The sequence below is a fragment of the Binatus sp. (SeqCode) genome, assembly GCF_036522015.1.
Taxonomy (GTDB): domain Bacteria; phylum Desulfobacterota; class Binatia; order Binatales; family Binataceae; genus Binatus.
In genome coordinates this window covers 1-14,382 of sequence record NZ_DATDGQ010000272.1, presented here as the reverse complement: position 1 = coordinate 14,382, position 14,382 = coordinate 1, and the positions used below count along the sequence as shown (strand labels likewise).

Annotated in this window: 18 protein-coding genes and 2 tRNA genes; 5 read left to right on the top strand and 15 right to left on the bottom strand. The window is 60.4% G+C overall.

The features are described 5' to 3' along the window. The coding region (locus VIW95_RS11755; protein WP_331586660.1) for a TSUP family transporter at positions 1–442 on the top strand (442 nt) is incomplete at its 5' end. A gap of 173 nt (positions 443–615) precedes the next feature. Here VIW95_RS11755 and VIW95_RS11750 read toward each other — a convergent pair. Next, the gene (locus VIW95_RS11750) at positions 616–2,355 is read right to left on the bottom strand and encodes a DUF885 domain-containing protein (protein ID WP_331586658.1); all 1,740 of its coding nucleotides are present in this window, start codon (positions 2,353–2,355) and stop codon (positions 616–618) included. A gap of 4 nt (positions 2,356–2,359) precedes the next feature. After that, entirely contained in the window at positions 2,360–3,100 is a 741-nt protein-coding gene (locus VIW95_RS11745; protein WP_331586656.1) for a dienelactone hydrolase family protein, read from the bottom strand. A 142-nt stretch (positions 3,101–3,242) separates the two neighbouring features. Between VIW95_RS11745 and VIW95_RS11740 the strand changes: the two genes are divergently transcribed. Continuing rightward, a complete protein-coding gene (locus VIW95_RS11740; protein ID WP_331586654.1) occupies positions 3,243–4,028 on the top strand; it encodes an RMD1 family protein in 786 nt (261 codons plus the stop codon). A gap of 101 nt (positions 4,029–4,129) precedes the next feature. Further along, the gene (locus tag VIW95_RS11735; RefSeq protein WP_331586652.1) at positions 4,130–4,570 is read left to right on the top strand and encodes a hypothetical protein; all 441 of its coding nucleotides are present in this window, start codon (positions 4,130–4,132) and stop codon (positions 4,568–4,570) included. 8 nt (positions 4,571–4,578) lie between these two features. Here VIW95_RS11735 and VIW95_RS11730 read toward each other — a convergent pair whose 3' ends face one another. From VIW95_RS11730 to VIW95_RS11670, 13 genes are all read right to left on the bottom strand, one after another. Then, on the bottom strand, positions 4,579–5,097 hold the full coding sequence (locus VIW95_RS11730; protein WP_331586650.1) for a pyridoxamine 5'-phosphate oxidase family protein: 519 nt from the start codon (positions 5,095–5,097) through the stop codon (positions 4,579–4,581). 166 nt (positions 5,098–5,263) lie between these two features. Then, the gene (locus VIW95_RS11725) at positions 5,264–5,581 is read right to left on the bottom strand and encodes a hypothetical protein (RefSeq protein WP_331586648.1); all 318 of its coding nucleotides are present in this window, start codon (positions 5,579–5,581) and stop codon (positions 5,264–5,266) included. 212 nt (positions 5,582–5,793) lie between these two features. Further along, the gene (locus tag VIW95_RS11720; protein ID WP_331586646.1) at positions 5,794–6,156 is read right to left on the bottom strand and encodes a VOC family protein; all 363 of its coding nucleotides are present in this window, start codon (positions 6,154–6,156) and stop codon (positions 5,794–5,796) included. A 94-nt stretch (positions 6,157–6,250) separates the two neighbouring features. Further along, positions 6,251–6,430, bottom strand: a complete 180-nt coding sequence (locus VIW95_RS11715) for a hypothetical protein (RefSeq protein WP_331586644.1) — start codon at positions 6,428–6,430, stop codon at positions 6,251–6,253. A 387-nt stretch (positions 6,431–6,817) separates the two neighbouring features. Next, positions 6,818–7,369 (bottom strand): PEGA domain-containing protein, encoded by a 552-nt coding sequence (locus VIW95_RS11710; RefSeq protein WP_331586642.1) that lies wholly within the window; start codon positions 7,367–7,369, stop codon positions 6,818–6,820. A gap of 148 nt (positions 7,370–7,517) precedes the next feature. Then, positions 7,518–7,602, bottom strand: a tRNA-OTHER gene (locus VIW95_RS11705). Next, positions 7,577–8,275: a hypothetical protein gene (locus VIW95_RS11700; protein ID WP_331586640.1), complete on the bottom strand. Its 699-nt coding sequence runs from the start codon at positions 8,273–8,275 to the stop codon at positions 7,577–7,579. The genes VIW95_RS11705 and VIW95_RS11700 overlap by 26 nt, the downstream gene beginning before the upstream one ends. A gap of 47 nt (positions 8,276–8,322) precedes the next feature. After that, positions 8,323–9,123, bottom strand: a complete 801-nt coding sequence (locus VIW95_RS11695; protein ID WP_331586638.1) for a hypothetical protein — start codon at positions 9,121–9,123, stop codon at positions 8,323–8,325. Between the two features lie 238 nt (positions 9,124–9,361). After that, a tRNA-Phe gene (locus VIW95_RS11690) sits at positions 9,362–9,437 on the bottom strand. 66 nt (positions 9,438–9,503) lie between these two features. After that, positions 9,504–9,872, bottom strand: a complete 369-nt coding sequence (locus VIW95_RS11685) for a nuclear transport factor 2 family protein (protein ID WP_331586636.1) — start codon at positions 9,870–9,872, stop codon at positions 9,504–9,506. 21 nt (positions 9,873–9,893) lie between these two features. Continuing rightward, positions 9,894–10,877, bottom strand: coding sequence for a glutathione synthase (gene gshB, locus VIW95_RS11680; protein WP_331586634.1), 984 nt, complete (start codon positions 10,875–10,877; stop codon positions 9,894–9,896). Next, positions 10,861–11,655: an RsmE family RNA methyltransferase gene (locus VIW95_RS11675; RefSeq protein WP_331586632.1), complete on the bottom strand. Its 795-nt coding sequence runs from the start codon at positions 11,653–11,655 to the stop codon at positions 10,861–10,863. The genes gshB and VIW95_RS11675 overlap by 17 nt, the downstream gene beginning before the upstream one ends. After that, positions 11,619–12,527, bottom strand: coding sequence for a 50S ribosomal protein L11 methyltransferase (locus tag VIW95_RS11670; RefSeq protein ID WP_331586630.1), 909 nt, complete (start codon positions 12,525–12,527; stop codon positions 11,619–11,621). The genes VIW95_RS11675 and VIW95_RS11670 overlap by 37 nt, the downstream gene beginning before the upstream one ends. 245 nt (positions 12,528–12,772) lie before the next feature. Between VIW95_RS11670 and VIW95_RS11665 the strand changes: the two genes are divergently transcribed. Together VIW95_RS11665 and dnaG are read left to right on the top strand one after the other, a co-directional pair. Then, positions 12,773–13,477, top strand: a complete 705-nt coding sequence (locus tag VIW95_RS11665; RefSeq protein ID WP_331586628.1) for a glycerophosphodiester phosphodiesterase — start codon at positions 12,773–12,775, stop codon at positions 13,475–13,477. Next, a partial coding sequence (dnaG, locus tag VIW95_RS11660) for a DNA primase (RefSeq protein ID WP_331586626.1) occupies positions 13,477–14,382 on the top strand: 906 nt, incomplete at its 3' end. The genes VIW95_RS11665 and dnaG, both read left to right, overlap by 1 nt.

Genomic DNA, 14,382 nt, shown 5'->3' with positions numbered 1-14,382 from the left:
GATCGCCGGCCGCACACTCGGCATGCGCAGCGACGACTCACGCCACGACCGCGTCCCGGGCGCGATTGCGCTGCTGGGAGGCGCGCTCACCGGGCTCATCTCGATTGGAATCGGAATCATGGCCATGCCATCGGTGCTGCGTCATCGCTCGAGTCGTTCGCCCGCCACAGCAATCGGATCGCTGGTCATGATTATTTTCTTCGTCAGTCTCGCCGCGACTGTTGGCCGGATGCGCCCCGCACTCATCTCGGCGCTGCGTCACAACGCGTCGCAAATGGTTGCGATCTCGATCTGGGCGGTGCCGGGAGTTGTAATCGGCGGACAGATCGGGCCACGCCTCGCGCAGATGCTTCCCTCGGAGCGCCACGCGCGCCTGTATTTCAGCGCAGTATTGCTGGTCGTCGGTGTGCTGACGTTGGCTCGCGCGGCGGCCGTCCGCTAAGCCAAGGTTAGTTGTCAACGCTCCGCTCGCAAACCGCCACGGCCATGCCCTGCTCGATAACGCTCACCGAGTAGAGCGGTGCTGGTGTCGCCCTCAGCGCAGAAACCTCGGTCTGAAGCTGCGATCAAGATCAGAACTGCGAGTAAACAGCGACGGTTCATCGCCAGCGTCCGCTAGAGCAGGGGGCCGTCGTTCCCAAGCATCGCGCGCCTGATCAACTTGATCGGAACCGCGCCCTGCTTGAGAAACGCGTCGTGAAACTTGCCCAGGTCGAACGCGGCGCCCTGCTGTTTGCGGACATCCTCGCGCAATTTCAAAATCATCAGCTTGCCAAGTTGATAGCGCAGGTAGCCCGGATCGCCGGTCCCTCGCAGCGCTTCGACCATCGCATTGTGCGGAGTCTGATAAGCGTTGTCCTGGAAAAACTTCGCTGCCTGCTCCACCGTCATACCTTGCGTGTGCATCCTGATTCCGACCAGGTACCGACACGCGCGCATCAGCGCCATCTGCAATTGCGCCAGGCGATATTTCGGATCGCCGTCATGCAAGCCCTCGTCGAGCATCATCTGCTCGCAGTACAGGCCCCATCCTTCGATGTCCGCGCCCGACCCATAAATCAGGCGAACGACATCCGGGTTCTGCCGGTTGTTGAGGAACTGCACGTAATGCCCGGGGAAAACTTCGTGCACCGAGGTGTTCGAAATGCTTGGGGCAGAGTAGAAAGCGAGCAGTTGCTCCTTCTTCGCGTCGGGCCACGACGGATCGGGCAGCGTGACGTAATAAAATGCCTCGGGAGTTTTTTCGAACGGCCCCGGCGAATCCATCGACGCGAATGTCGTCGCGCGCGCGTACGGCGGAGTCTCACGCACCATCGGCAACACGTCCGACGGAATAGTGGCGATATGATGCGCGATGACGTACCCGCGAATGCTCGAAAGTCCGGCCGCGACGGTCGGCAACACCTGCGTCGCGTCGGGATGCGCTCGCGAGAGCGATTCCATTACTTCAGCCGGCGATTGCTTCGGGTCGATCAAGGCCGCCGTCTTCTGAAATTCATCCCGCAGCCGAGCCAGTTCCTTGACCCCCACCTGTTCCAGCTGATCGAGCGGCATATCGACCATGTCAGCATCGTTGAGCATTCGTCGATACGCGTCGGCGCCGATCGCGTAGTCGCCCGACGCCTTCGGCATCAGCTCGTTCTTCAGCCACCTGGAGTAATCGTCGATTGCTGCGACGAGGTCCGCATTGGCCTTGGCGAACGCCTGCTTGTCGGGACCGTCGGCGACCTTTGCGAACGAGAGCGGAACGTCGTTTTTGAAAAATCCAATCGTCGCCGGCATTTGCTGCAGCGCAATATCGACGAACACCTTCGGCGTAAGGGCCGGCTTCAAGTTTTTGCGCGCGGCGTCGAGATTCTTAAGCGCCGCAACCTCGCGCGCAGTTACCGAACGCATCCTGATCTCGGGTGGCGCGAACTCGCGCTTGATCAGCGCGTTTATCGCCGACGTCGGCAGATAGATCTCAGGATCGCGCTGGTAGCTGCGGATTTGTTCCGTCCACAGCAGTTCGCCGTCCGCATGCGCCATCAGCCATTCGCGATCCGCCTCGTTTGCGGGCGAGAGAGATTTCGCATCGTCAGCGCCAAACAATGCGATCCACTTTCTCGCATGTCGTATCGTCTCGTCGATGCCCTGAGCGCTCACATCGTCAACCCGATCGTCGAAACGATGATCTCCCAGGTGCGTCGCGCGTTCCGGGTAAAGCCGTAGCTCGGCCTGGACAAACTCCGTCACCTGCGCTTTGAAGGCGCGGTCCGGCGCCGACCCTGTTTCGGCGCCCCCCGGCGCCGCGATCGCCATGATGAGCGCGGTCGCGAAGGTGAAACGCGCTGTGAACGTAGCCGCGGTCTTCACCCAGCTACTTCAGCGTACCGGCGAACAATTCGGCTAGCTTTTCAAACGCGCGATCGGCCTGCGGCTGGTTGTAAACCGGGGCGTCCGCCGTCGTCCAGCCGTGAAACGCACCATCGTAAACTTCGCTTTCATATTTTCCACCCCACGCGGCGAGTGCCGCGTCGAATTTTTCGATCGCCTCCGGTGGCATGCTGCGATCCTTGGTCGCATGTCCGAAGTAGAGTCGCGCCTTGATGCGCGGCAGGACGAGATGCGGGCTCGTCGGCTCATCGGTGTAGAGTCCGCCGCCGTGGAATGACGCCATCGCGGCAACTTTGCCGGGCATCGCCGCGGCCGTGCGCATCGCAAAGGCGCCAGTGAAGCAGTAGCCAACGACGCCGATCGATCCGCCGTTCGCGGCTTTGTGCGAGGTAAGAAAATTGACGTACGCGGTCGCGTCGCGCTCGACCGCTTCAGGAGTCATCGGCGCCCGCAGCTCCTCGAATCGCTGCATCCTGCGCGGATCCCCCATTTCAATCTTGACGTCCATAACCGGCGGCTTGGCGGTGCGATAGAACACATTGGGCATCAGCACGGTGTAGCCTTTCCCGGCCAGCCGCTTCGCCATGTCGCGATGCGACTGCCGGATGCCGCCGATGTCCGTCAGGTGGATGACGCCGGGCCGGCGCTCACCGCCTTCAGCTCGAAAGATCAAGCCGTCGGCGGTTCCGTCTGGTGTGCGAATCTCGATTGCTTCTTCGATCATTTGCTCGCTCCTTGGAATCTTGTGGTGCGTCCGATCCATATACCACAGACGAGGAATTTCTCGCGCTATTGACAGCTTTCGAGACATCGGCAACCGCTTTCATCGAGCCGATTGGGCTGGGACTATTGGCTGGGTGTAGCGAATGCCGAGCCGGATTCATCAATTCTACGCAGTAGCTTTCGAGGAGAACTTCTCGCTCCGCCAGATTGCGCCCGCATTCCCGGAAGCAAGGACGTCGCCGCTCGAGATGTTCGTGCCAATCGAGTCCGACGGCGGCCTCTACTTTTTCCCCTTCGGCGCCATCGTCACCCACGACGTTCCCGCAGACCAGCGCGAACGCATCTTCGGCCGCCTCACCCAGGTCCTTCCGAAGCTGACCACCCGCATCATCCGCGAAGATTACTCAGTGTTCGAAGATTCTTCGGCGACAATCGGAATTTCGGACGGGATGCTGCGGGTGGACAAGCTCACTCCGCAACGCGCGGGAATTGTCGCGCTGACCGTCGGTCAGAGCGCCGCGATGGAGTATTACGAGCGCATCGTGGACGGCCTGTTCGCACGGACCGCGCAGTTGGTCGATCGGATGGCTACCCGCGGCAAGGTGCCGTATCGGGTTACCCCGTTGCATCGCTTCATCGGCGAGGCAATTTCGTCGCGCACCGAAGTCCTCGCCGTCCTCCATCTGCTCGACAAGCCCGACGCAGCATGGGAGGACCCTGCGATGGATCTCATCTACGATGACCTGCGCGACGAATTCGATCTCGTCGATCGTTACGCCGCGCTGACCAGCAAACTGCAGAGCATCCAGGACTCGCTGGTGCTCGTGCTCGACGTCGCCCGCGATCGCCGCCTGGTATTGCTCGAAGTCATCGTCGTGCTGCTGATTCTGCTCGAAGTGATCCTGAGCATCGGCCACTTCACTTTGTAGGAATATTCGACATTTCGCGTTAATATTGTCGCAACACTCGTCTGGTACCTTGATCGTGGCGCGAACTTTATTCTCGCGCCTTCCATTATTGGGGGCATTTGATGTCAGACGGAACTTCACCGCATGAAAAAGCAATCGACGCCGGGCTTCTGCTGCCGGGACAGTACGCCGACCTGGTCAGGCGTAATCACGTAATCGAAGGTGAGCTGAAACTTCTGCTGGCAGTTTTGGAAGACGCTATTCGATGCTACCTGCGATACGCGCACGTAAAAGACGGCGAACGCCGCCGCGAGTTCATCGAGGTCAGGAACTGGTTCGAAGGCGCTCGAGCCGGCGCCCGCCGCGGCGATATTTTCAGCTTCGAAAATCTTTGCGCGGCGCTTGGCATCGAGCCGCAAATCCTGCTCGCGCGCCTGCAGATCCTGACCATCGGCGACCTTCCGTCGCGGCGCTACCAGATGCGCCGGCATCGTCCCCTGTCGAGCCTGCGCCACGCCAACGGGGTGCGCGCGCACGGTCCAGTCCGCTCGCACGGCTCGTGACGACAGCTTCAGTTCGGTCCGAACTGCCAACGCGTCGCGCTGCCCTGAAATTCACCAGGCGTCGCGTCAACGCCAATCACCTTGCGCGGACGCACCGCGAAAATCGGCCCCATGTCGAGCACCGTCTCGATTTTCAAGTCCCACTCATACTTCGGATTGTAGGCCTCGACGAACCGCCGAATTGTCTCCGCATCGGTGATCTTCTCCGCGCTACCTTCGAGTGAGACCGCCTGCGTTCCGTCTTCAGGGCACACGACGCAATTTGGATTCGCCGCGAGATTCCGCGCCTTGCGCGACTTCGCGCCGCTGCTGAAGTAGAACGCATCGCCGAGCCAAACCCCCCACACCGGCACGCAATGCGGCCGGCCGTCCGGGCATGTTGTCGCCACCCAGTAATTGCGCGATTTCGTTAGTCGCTCGACCGCCCAATCCCACGGCAGCAGACCACGGCCGCCGGTTGCGTCGAGGATTCCATAACCGGGCATGTAAGGCCGGCTCGATTCAGGCGTCGCTGGCTGGTTTCCCATGCCGGCTACGATCTCACTGGGAGATTATTTCGCGCAACCGATTGGAAGCAAAAATTTGCGCGAGACGCGAGGCTGAAGCATTCGCGGGACTATCCCGGATGCTCCAGCCTGTTCCCGCGCTCGCGCAAAACTCAAAACGCCCAAAACGAAAACGGACTAACTTTCGTTAGTCGCGCCATCGTGCCCAGTCATGATGATGCTCACGGACCCATTCGGGATGATGGTTGTACCACCAGCCGCGGTCGTGCCACACGTGAGCTTCATCGTAGTCGCCGTCATATACGCGCCACTCGGGGTACGTCTGGACCCATTCCGGATGATGCGTGTAGATCCAGCCCGGATGGTTGTCATGCCACCAGTGTGCGTCGTGCCATTCGTGATGCTCGTCCCAATCACCATCGTGATCGCGCGCATGCGAAACCGCTGGCGCAGCCGCAAACAGCGCTGTCAGCGCCGCAGCGGTGAAAATTGTTCGAAGTTTCATTCCTGGTACCTCCTGAAAAATGCAATCGTGAGCGAGAAGATGCCTCGCGTACTGAATACGATGCATCGACAATGCCAGTTTCAGGGGCACGTAAAATCGCGAAAAATCAGCATTCTCCGCGAGCAATTATCCCGAAATCAGCAGCCGATTCGGAAATATCTACCGACAAATTTGCCTGTCTGAAGGACGCTCGCAGGAGTGATTTGGTGTCGCTAGTCGTGCGGGAACTTTGAGGTCGCCGTATCAAGCAGTGCAATCAAATTGCCCGACGAATCCTCGATCAGCGCCGTTTCGCCGTGCTCCTGCTGGCAGACATCGCCGATCACCTTGGCTCCCCTGGCCTTGAGCTCCGCGACGAAATCCTTGATCCCCGTCACTTCGATCGAAACGTGATTGGCGGACTCACCTGATCGCGGCTGCAGCGCGATGCTCCCGCCGCCCGGAACCGCGAAGAACGCCCAGCGGTTCGGAAAGTTCACAACCTCTTTCAGCCCAAGCACGTCGCGATAGAAACCGATCGCGGGATCCCAGTCGTCCACGAAATAAATCGTCGTCTGCATCCGTCGTATTGGCATGCAGTCGTCGTAACATATTTCTACGAGGCCGTGAAAATGCGTGCGAAATATTCGTCGCGTCGGTCGCGAATCTCAAACCCGCGAGTCGCCCATCCTAGTAGGCAAATCTGCTCAGCACGAACACGCTGCCATTCGGTCCGATACGGACGCATTCGGCCTGGCCCTTGTAGTCGGGATTGCAAATCGGCTTGTCGGCGACTGCACACCTGTACAACCCGGCTTCGACCTGCTGGCACTGGCTGAGATCGAAATGTAACTCGGTCTTCTTCTCCATCGCTGCCCGCCGGGCCCACGGATTGTCTTCCCGTCCTTGCGGTTCCCCAGGCACGTCACCGACATAAGGACTGGCGCGAGTGTATGACGGACTCCCGCTCATCGGACCTATACTCGGAGCTGCGAACCCACCTAGCGCTAAACACGTTTGAGCGGGCGCGAGAGCAAAAGCCAACGCTGCGATGATTCCAATTGTTCCGATCTTTATCTTCATGATATCCTCGTATCTGGCTCCAATGCGGCGCTCTGCCGCACCTATAGATAGGTTTAACAGACCGGCGCACCCCCGACAATTAGGTTTCTTCAAAGAGCGGTTTACCGGTTGGTTATGCCGCTGGATAAGACGGTAGCGGCGCATTTCGGCGCGCCTGCACCATCACCACCGATCCTATTCAGGCGTGGAAGCGACCGGCATCGAGGGCGCCGCCGTGACGGCAGCTTGCGTCCCGGCGGAAGCCGACGGAGCTGCGGCAGGGGCGGCAACCGGCACGGAGGCGGCAGCTGCGGAAACCGGCGCGGCCGCGCTGGTTTCGATCTGAGCCGCCGGCGATGGGGCCGCGATGGGCGACGCCTGGGCCTCGGAGGCCGCGCTTGTCGCTGGTGGTGCTCCCGACGCCGCTGAAGCTGGCTGCGAGTTCGGCTCGAGATGCGCCGTCAGCGTCAGATGGTCATGTCCCCAGGCCGCGCCGTCCGACATATCAACAACCATCGGGATTATGTACGCAAGGAAAGCCCAGGCTTCATAGCCCCAGCGAAAGCTGACGGGGTCTTGCAGTTCCTCCGGCTGGTAGCCCGCTTTCGCAACCGTGATGTGGACCTCCTGCTTCGACGGGACGGTGAACGTGACAGGAGTCGGTCCCTTGTCGGCGTCGTTCACACTTACCTCGGCGCCCGGCGGATCCGAAACTACGGCGATCTCATCTGAGGTCCCCTTCAGCATCGTGGCGCATGAAGAGCCCAGCAATGAGCAGGCCGCAAGCGCACAGACGACAAGTCTCTTCACAATCCCCCACAATGAACGCAAAGAATGCGCGAAAATTACTCCGCCTTAAGAGTTGGCGCAAGCGAAGGGTTTACCCGCGGATCTATGGTGGGCAGGGAGTGAATCGAACACTCGACACAAGGACTTTCAGTGCTCGTAACAGGCTCAGCCTGGCCGACCACAAGGCTCACTTGTCAAAGTCGGGTTCGCCCGGCGCTCAGAAGAACTATCCTGAACTTCAAATAGGGTAAATTCACGCCACCGATCTCCGGGATCCTTGCTGAGTGCCCTATGCACGGGCGTCAAGCGTGCGTCCAAGCTCTCACCATCATAGCCGAGAATCTTCCAGTTACATTGATTTGCGATGAGGGGGGGAAAATCGACGACATATTTGATCTTGGCACTGTCGATGTATTCCACTACCTCTCCTTTGAGGGCATACGGATAAATCTGATCGTTGACCAGACCGTCGAGATTGATGATTCTCCCATCAGTAAAATATCCGGGGATGCCTGAATTCCATCCTCCGATTCGGCCTGCAAATTGATGGTCACGCAAGTATTCAGCCATTTCCAGGACGTACCCCTGGTTTTTCCAAAACGGCTGGTAGGTTTTTGCAACGTTCACGCTGACAAGCAGCGCAACCGCGCCGATGACATACGCAAGCTTTATCCGATAGCGAGTGGCGAGTCGTCCGATGGAACCCAGCACCAGCACCATAGGCATCACGAAATTGACGGTATACCAAACCTGAGGATCGCGAACGGCGCCGTAGACCAGCAGATATAGAACAATCGCACACAATCCGCAGCTCGTGAGCAATGTGCGATCACGGATGCCGATTTTCCTCGGCTTCAGCCTCATGTGCGAGTCATCGTTCTTGCCGGCCGCGAGGCCGTAAAGCCTTGCAGCTAATACCTTGCAGCTAATACAAGGACAAGGCACATGACGATCGATACGAATGCCCAATTCGACGACGTTAGTGTAGCAAGCACCAGCACGATGGGCCGGCCCGCCGAGTATCCTACTCTCTTTCCCCACAGGGCTTTCGTCATTGCGCTGTCAGAAAGAAAATGGCCACTGAATAGAAAGTTGTGCAAGAAAACCGCGCCAACGCCGACGGCCGTGCCGATTAAGCCGCAAAGAGACTTCACCAGATATACCTTATGGCGCTTCATAAGGTATGCAATCGAACATGTCAGGAAGATAGCGAAGGGAAGCCCTCCGAAATCACTACGTGCAAGACTCCCGACAAAGCCGAGCAGGAAGATGCCCACAAGCATTGACCGACTCTCCCCGTGCGATAGGAATATGGCGCTGGTGTAGAGAGCTGCGATCAGTACTACGTAGGGATATTCCAGCAAGCCGGTACTCATGAGCGTAAAGGATGGGGCGGTGAGAATCAGAAATGTTGGAACTAGGGCAAAAGCTCCGAATTTCTTATACGCGAAGTTTGTGACTGTGAATGCGCTCACGATTGAAAGACCAAGGCCTACCGCCATCCAGAATTTAATTGCCAACCATGGATGGGCCAGTAACCTTGGAGTAAGACTCATTAGATATACGTTCAGAAGATGAAAGCCCGTGGTCGTAGTAAACCCTCCGTCGAATGACCACCTGCCTGTGCTCAGGAAGTGCCGCGCGATCTGAAGCTCGAAGAATGCGTCATCTGCAAGGAAGCAGATCAGCACCTTGTGTGGAATTAAGATCAACCAGATGTAGTGGACGATCGCGAGGACGGCGACAGCGCAGCTTACCGTGACCGGACGGAGATACCTAAGGAGATTGAAGGGCCGAACCGGCCCCTTGATTTCCTCCGCCCCAAGATTCCTTTGAGTTAAACCGGTGGAAATCGGTACGACTCCCCCTTGATTTCATTCCATATCACTTGCCCGACGCCCCTTAGCCAAACCTTATCGCCCGTCTTCTCTCGCAAAGTCATTGGCTTTTTGGTGGGCAGGGAGTGAATCGAACACTCGACACAAGGATTTTCAGTCCTTTGCTCTACCGACTGAGCTACCTGCCCACCGTGTCTGCTTGCGCGGTGAGGCGAACCTCCATTCGTACCGATGATTGCCGCGCCTTGCAACGGCTAGCCGGCGACGGGCGTGACCGCGACCGAGACCGCCTGCCAGATTCCGTCCCGCTTGGCGAAGACTCGCAGGAAACGCTGGTCGACAACGATGCGGCCGTCGTCCGCCAGTTGCAGCCGTCCCCGGCTGATACCGGTGTCTCCGAACACCCGCACGTATTGCTCGCTGAATGTCGCCATTCCAGGCCGCCCGCCCGGCGGGTTGATCATCAGGATCGCCTTCGCGATGGGTTCGTTCAAGGCGGTCCAACCGGTGAAGTCATCCGCGAGGATGTGCGCCAGCGGCGAGCGGTCGGCGCGCCGATATGCCTCGTTCCACTCGTTATCCAGGCGCAATATCTGCGCTTCATCGTTTGCTTGCGTCCCCATAGCGCTTCCCCTTGGCGCCCCTTATCGCTTGAGCGTCGCCACTCGCGACTCGACGAAATCGATCACCTTGCCTTCCAGGTTCGCGCCGTCGAGCCGGTCGATCTCCTGCACTCCGGTCGGACTCGTCACGTTCACCTCGGTCAGGTAGTCGCCGATGATGTCCAGCCCGACAAAGTACAGCCCGTCGCGTTCCAGCCGCGGCTTCAGCATCCGGCAGATGGCGCGATCGCGCGCCGTGATCGGCGCCTTCACGCAGTTGCCACCGACATGGATATTGCCGCGATGCTCGTCGTCGCGCGGCACCCGCAGCATGCATCCCAGCGGCTCGCCGTCGAGCACGATCAGCCGCTTGTCGCCCTTGCGGGCCTCGGGGATATAGCGCTGCGCCATGATTAGCCGCGTTTCGAATTGCGTCACCGTTTCGAGAATCGCCCCGAGGTTCCGATCTTTGGCGGCGGCGAGAAACACGCCCTCACCGCCGTGACCATCCAGTGGCTTGACGATCATCTCGCCGCCCTGCTCGACGAGAAATGTCTTGAGCCGCGGGATTTCGTAGGTCACCAGCGTCGGCGGAATCGCGTCGGGGAAATTCAGCGAGTAGAGCTTCTCGTTCGCCTCGCGCAGGCCCGCGGGCTTGTTGAGTACGAAAGTCTTCCGTTCATCGGCGAGGCTGAGCAGCATCGTGGCGTAGAGATAGGCGGCGTCGGCCGGCGGATCCTTGCGCATGAAGACCGCGTCGAAATGTTCAAGCGGATACTCGACGCCGTCGTCGAGAAATTTGTAATGCGGAGTCCCGCGTCGCGTGAGCTCGCACTGCCGCGCCCGCGCGATCACTTGCCGGCCGTGCACGTAGAGGTCGCGCAGTCCGAGAAAATAAATTTCGTGGCCGCGGAATTGCGCCTCGAGCATGAAGACGAACGTCGTGTCCTTGTCGACCAGCACCCGCTCGAGCGGGTCCATGATGAACGCGAATTTTCGCGCCACCGGCTTATTTTGTTTCGGCATCTTCGCCTGATCCTTGCGCATCGTAAAGTAACCCCGCCGCTATGCTGACCGCCGCCAGAGCCGCTGTCTCGCTCCTGAGGCGATTTGGCCCAAGGCCCGCCGCGACGAATCCTGCCTCCCGCGCTTTAGCGCGCTCGTCGACGTCGAAATCGCCCTCCGGTCCGACCGCTATCAATATCGCACGCGGATGCACGCGTCGAATCACCTCGCCAAGCGGCTCTCCTGCCTGCGCACAGATCACGCCGAGCGTTTCAGGCGGCACGCCACGAATCATGTCGTCGATGCCGATGGGCGCGCGCACTTCCATCGCGGACGGAGACTGGCTCTGCATGGCTGCTGCGTGCGCGAGCCGGCCCCACCGCGCGAGCCGCTCTGCCCCCGGCGAACGAACCAATCCGCGCGCACAGACTAGTGGCCAAAGCTCGGACGCGCCCAACTCGGCGGCCTTCTCGACGATGAAGTCCATGCGCGGGCCCTTGATGATCGCGGCGGCCAGGATGATTTGACCACAGGCACTTGGCGCTGATGATGATTCGATGCGCACGATCGCGCGGTCGCGTTCGTAACGCTCGATCACGCCGCGATGCTCTACCCCCGCGGGATCGAGCATCGCCACCCGTGCACCGACCGCCAGCCTCAGGACTATACGCATGTGATGCAGCTCGGCGCCCTCGACATGCGCGAGGCCGGTCGCATTCGGGGCACGCGAGATCGAAAAACGGGGCGGCCTTCCAGCTTCCATCAGCGGGGCGCTGGCGCCATCACGATCGTCGTCCATCCGCGATGCGTCTTGCGGGTGATACATCGCAGCGGTGACCGGTAATGACTCAACACGTCGTCGGCTTCGTCGGCGAGGAAGCCGCCAAGGACCAGGCGTCCGCCGGGCGCGACGATTCGCTTCAGATGCGGCGCGAGCTCGATCAAGGTGCCGCTGAGGATATTCGCCATGATCAGATCGAAATGGCGATGGATCGAAACGAGCGGCACCGACGAGAATCGAATCGACTTCTCGACGCCGTTCAGGCGCGCATTGGCGCGCGCGTTCTCCAGCGCCGTCGGATCGACGTCGATCGCGATGATCTCGCCGTCGCGCGTGCCGAGCAGTGCCGCCGCGATCGCCAGGATGCCGGAGCCTGTGCCCGCATCGAGGATCGATCGCGGCGCGTGCGCGCCAACGATCGTTTCGATCGCGCGCAGCGCGCCCGCTGTTGTGGGATGGTGGCCGGTGCCGAAAGCTTGGGCAGGCTGTACCACGAGAGTCATTCGGCCCGCCTCACGCTCGCGCTTCCATGGCGGCACGATCAGCAATCGGCGTCCGACGCGAAACGGGCCGAAGCGCCGCATCCAAAGCGTGGACCACCCGGGATCGACGATTCGTCTCGTGCCGTCGTCGCCGGCACCGTCGGCGAGCATCCCGGCCTGCTCCAGCGTGAGCTTGAGTCGCGACAGATCTGCGGCAGAAATGGCGTCGAAGTACGCTTCGAGCGCAACCGTCTTCTGCTCGCGGGCGTGTGGCAGCTTCATCCCGGCTACGGCGCATCCGATAGCGCCGCCCGCGACGAGGATTCCCGCCGCCTCATCCGCAAGATGCGCGTGCGTGCGGAATATCGCTCTCGTGTAACTTCGCCGGGATGCGGATGCGCGTTGCATTGTGGTCGGGCTGGAGTTTGGCATACCTCTGTCAGCCTGACGAAGCGAGCAACGCGCGCGGGGCGGGTCTCCGGACAGCTTCGCGCCAGCGAAGCCGGTTCCGGTTTCCGAGATCGCTAAGCGGTCCTTACAAGCGCGAGCATTGTTCACTGGTCGGGGTCGGCGCGTTTGCGCCTGTGCGCGACGAACGCGTAAACTCGCATCATTATTAGACTTCAATTGTTCCAACGTGGTGGAGGCGGGCTGTGCTGAACATAGCCCATCGCGGGGCGAGCGGTACTTTTCCCGAGAACACCCTGAGCGCTTTTCGCGCCGCGATCGACGCGGGCGCGGACATGTGCGAGCTCGACGTTCAGCTCACGCGTGACGGCAACGTCGTCGTCATCCATGACGATACTGTCGAGCGTACCACGGACGGCAAGGGCGAGGTCGCGGAGCTGACGCTCGAAGAGCTCAAGCGCCTGGACGCGGGCGCGAAGTTCAAGAGCGGTGTGCTGAAGGGCGAGCGGATTCCCACGCTCGACGAAGTTTTTTCAATGACCAGTGGCAAATGTGGGCTGAATATCGAGCTTAAGGCGGGCGGCGTGGAGCAGCAGGTAGCGCAGATCATGCAGGCGCGCAATGCATTCGGCGATAGCATCGTGTCGAGCTTCGATTGGGAATATCTGAAAAACATTCAGCTGCTCCATTTCAATATTCGCATCGCTCTGCTGGCCGAAGAGAAGCCGGTTGACCTGATGACGAACGCCGTGGCGATGCGCGCGCATGCGATCAACCCGCGCTGGGACATGGTGACGGCCGACCTGTGCAAGGCGGCGCACGAGCGCGGCCTCAAGGTGTACACCTGGACTGTAGATGCGGACGCGCGGATGCGCGCGCTCGCCGAGTGCGGCGTTGACGGGATCATGACTAATTACCCCGAGCGGTTGCGGACGGTGGTGGGCGGCTGATGGGACGTTTCGGCGACGACAAAATCGAGGAAGTCCGTTCGCGGGCCGATATCGTCGAGATTGTCGGCGCGCACGTGCGACTGCGCCGGGCGGGGCGCAACTTTGTCGGGCTGTGCCCATTCCACAATGAGAAGACGCCGTCGTTCTCGGTGAATGCCGAGCGCGGATTCTTTCATTGCTTTGGATGCGGCGTTGGCGGCAGCGTTTTCAATTTCATCACGCGCGTCGAAGGTCTGACGTTTCCCGAAGCGGTGCGGTCACTTGCGAAAAAGTACGGCGTCACGCTCCCCGAGCACGACGTGTCCGGCCCGGGCGCCGGCGAGCGCGAGGCGATGCTCAAAGCGAGCGAGGTTGCGGCGGAGTTCTTCGCGCATGTGCTGTGGAACACCACCGACGGCGCGATGGCGCGCGACTACCTGAAGTCGCGCGGGATCAGTGTCAAGACTGCGCGCGCGTTCATGATCGGATACGCCCCGAGCCGGCCTGCTTCGCTGGCGAAGGCGCTCGAGAAGCGCGGTCTGCGCGAGGCGGGCATCAAAGTAGGGCTCGTTAGGAAAGACGGCAACGACGCTTACGATATGTTTCGCGGGCGCGTGATGTTTCCGATTCGCGACGCTCAGGGCCGCGCGATCGCATTCGGGGGCAGGGTGCTCGACGCGCGGCTGCCCAAGTACATCAACTCGCCCGAGTCGCCGCTCTATTCGAAGACGCGCACTTTATACGGACTGTTCGAAGCGCGGCAGGCGATCTCGTCGAGCGCGTCGTCAGGAAAAGATCGCGCAATCCTGGTCGAGGGCTACTTCGACGTGATTGCGCTCTGGCAAGCGGGGTTCAAGGAAGCGGTCGCTGGATGCGGCACGGCACTGACCGTCGAGCAGCTTCGTGTACTGAGCCGATACACGAAG

What these genes read in the sequence shown, in the direction of transcription:
- VIW95_RS11730 (WP_331586650.1), bottom strand. Translation starts at nt 5,097, where the DNA reads ATGGGAAACCAGCCAGCGACGCCTGAATCGAGCCGGCCTTACATGCCC.
- VIW95_RS11685 (WP_331586636.1), bottom strand. Translation starts at nt 9,872, where the DNA reads ATGGGGACGCAAGCAAACGATGAAGCGCAGATATTGCGCCTGGATAAC.
- VIW95_RS11720 (WP_331586646.1), bottom strand. Translation starts at nt 6,156, where the DNA reads ATGCCAATACGACGGATGCAGACGACGATTTATTTCGTGGACGACTGG.
- VIW95_RS11725 (WP_331586648.1), bottom strand. Translation starts at nt 5,581, where the DNA reads ATGAAACTTCGAACAATTTTCACCGCTGCGGCGCTGACAGCGCTGTTT.
- VIW95_RS11715 (WP_331586644.1), bottom strand. Translation starts at nt 6,430, where the DNA reads ATGGAGAAGAAGACCGAGTTACATTTCGATCTCAGCCAGTGCCAGCAG.
- VIW95_RS11670 (WP_331586630.1), bottom strand. Translation starts at nt 12,527, where the DNA reads ATGCAACGCGCATCCGCATCCCGGCGAAGTTACACGAGAGCGATATTC.
- VIW95_RS11710 (WP_331586642.1), bottom strand. Translation starts at nt 7,369, where the DNA reads ATGCTGAAGGGGACCTCAGATGAGATCGCCGTAGTTTCGGATCCGCCG.
- VIW95_RS11700 (WP_331586640.1), bottom strand. Translation starts at nt 8,275, where the DNA reads ATGAGGCTGAAGCCGAGGAAAATCGGCATCCGTGATCGCACATTGCTC.
- VIW95_RS11675 (WP_331586632.1), bottom strand. Translation starts at nt 11,655, where the DNA reads ATGGACGACGATCGTGATGGCGCCAGCGCCCCGCTGATGGAAGCTGGA.
- VIW95_RS11735 (WP_331586652.1), top strand. Translation starts at nt 4,130, where the DNA reads ATGTCAGACGGAACTTCACCGCATGAAAAAGCAATCGACGCCGGGCTT.
- VIW95_RS11740 (WP_331586654.1), top strand. Translation starts at nt 3,243, where the DNA reads ATGCCGAGCCGGATTCATCAATTCTACGCAGTAGCTTTCGAGGAGAAC.
- gshB (WP_331586634.1), bottom strand. Translation starts at nt 10,877, where the DNA reads ATGCCGAAACAAAATAAGCCGGTGGCGCGAAAATTCGCGTTCATCATG.
- VIW95_RS11745 (WP_331586656.1), bottom strand. Translation starts at nt 3,100, where the DNA reads ATGATCGAAGAAGCAATCGAGATTCGCACACCAGACGGAACCGCCGAC.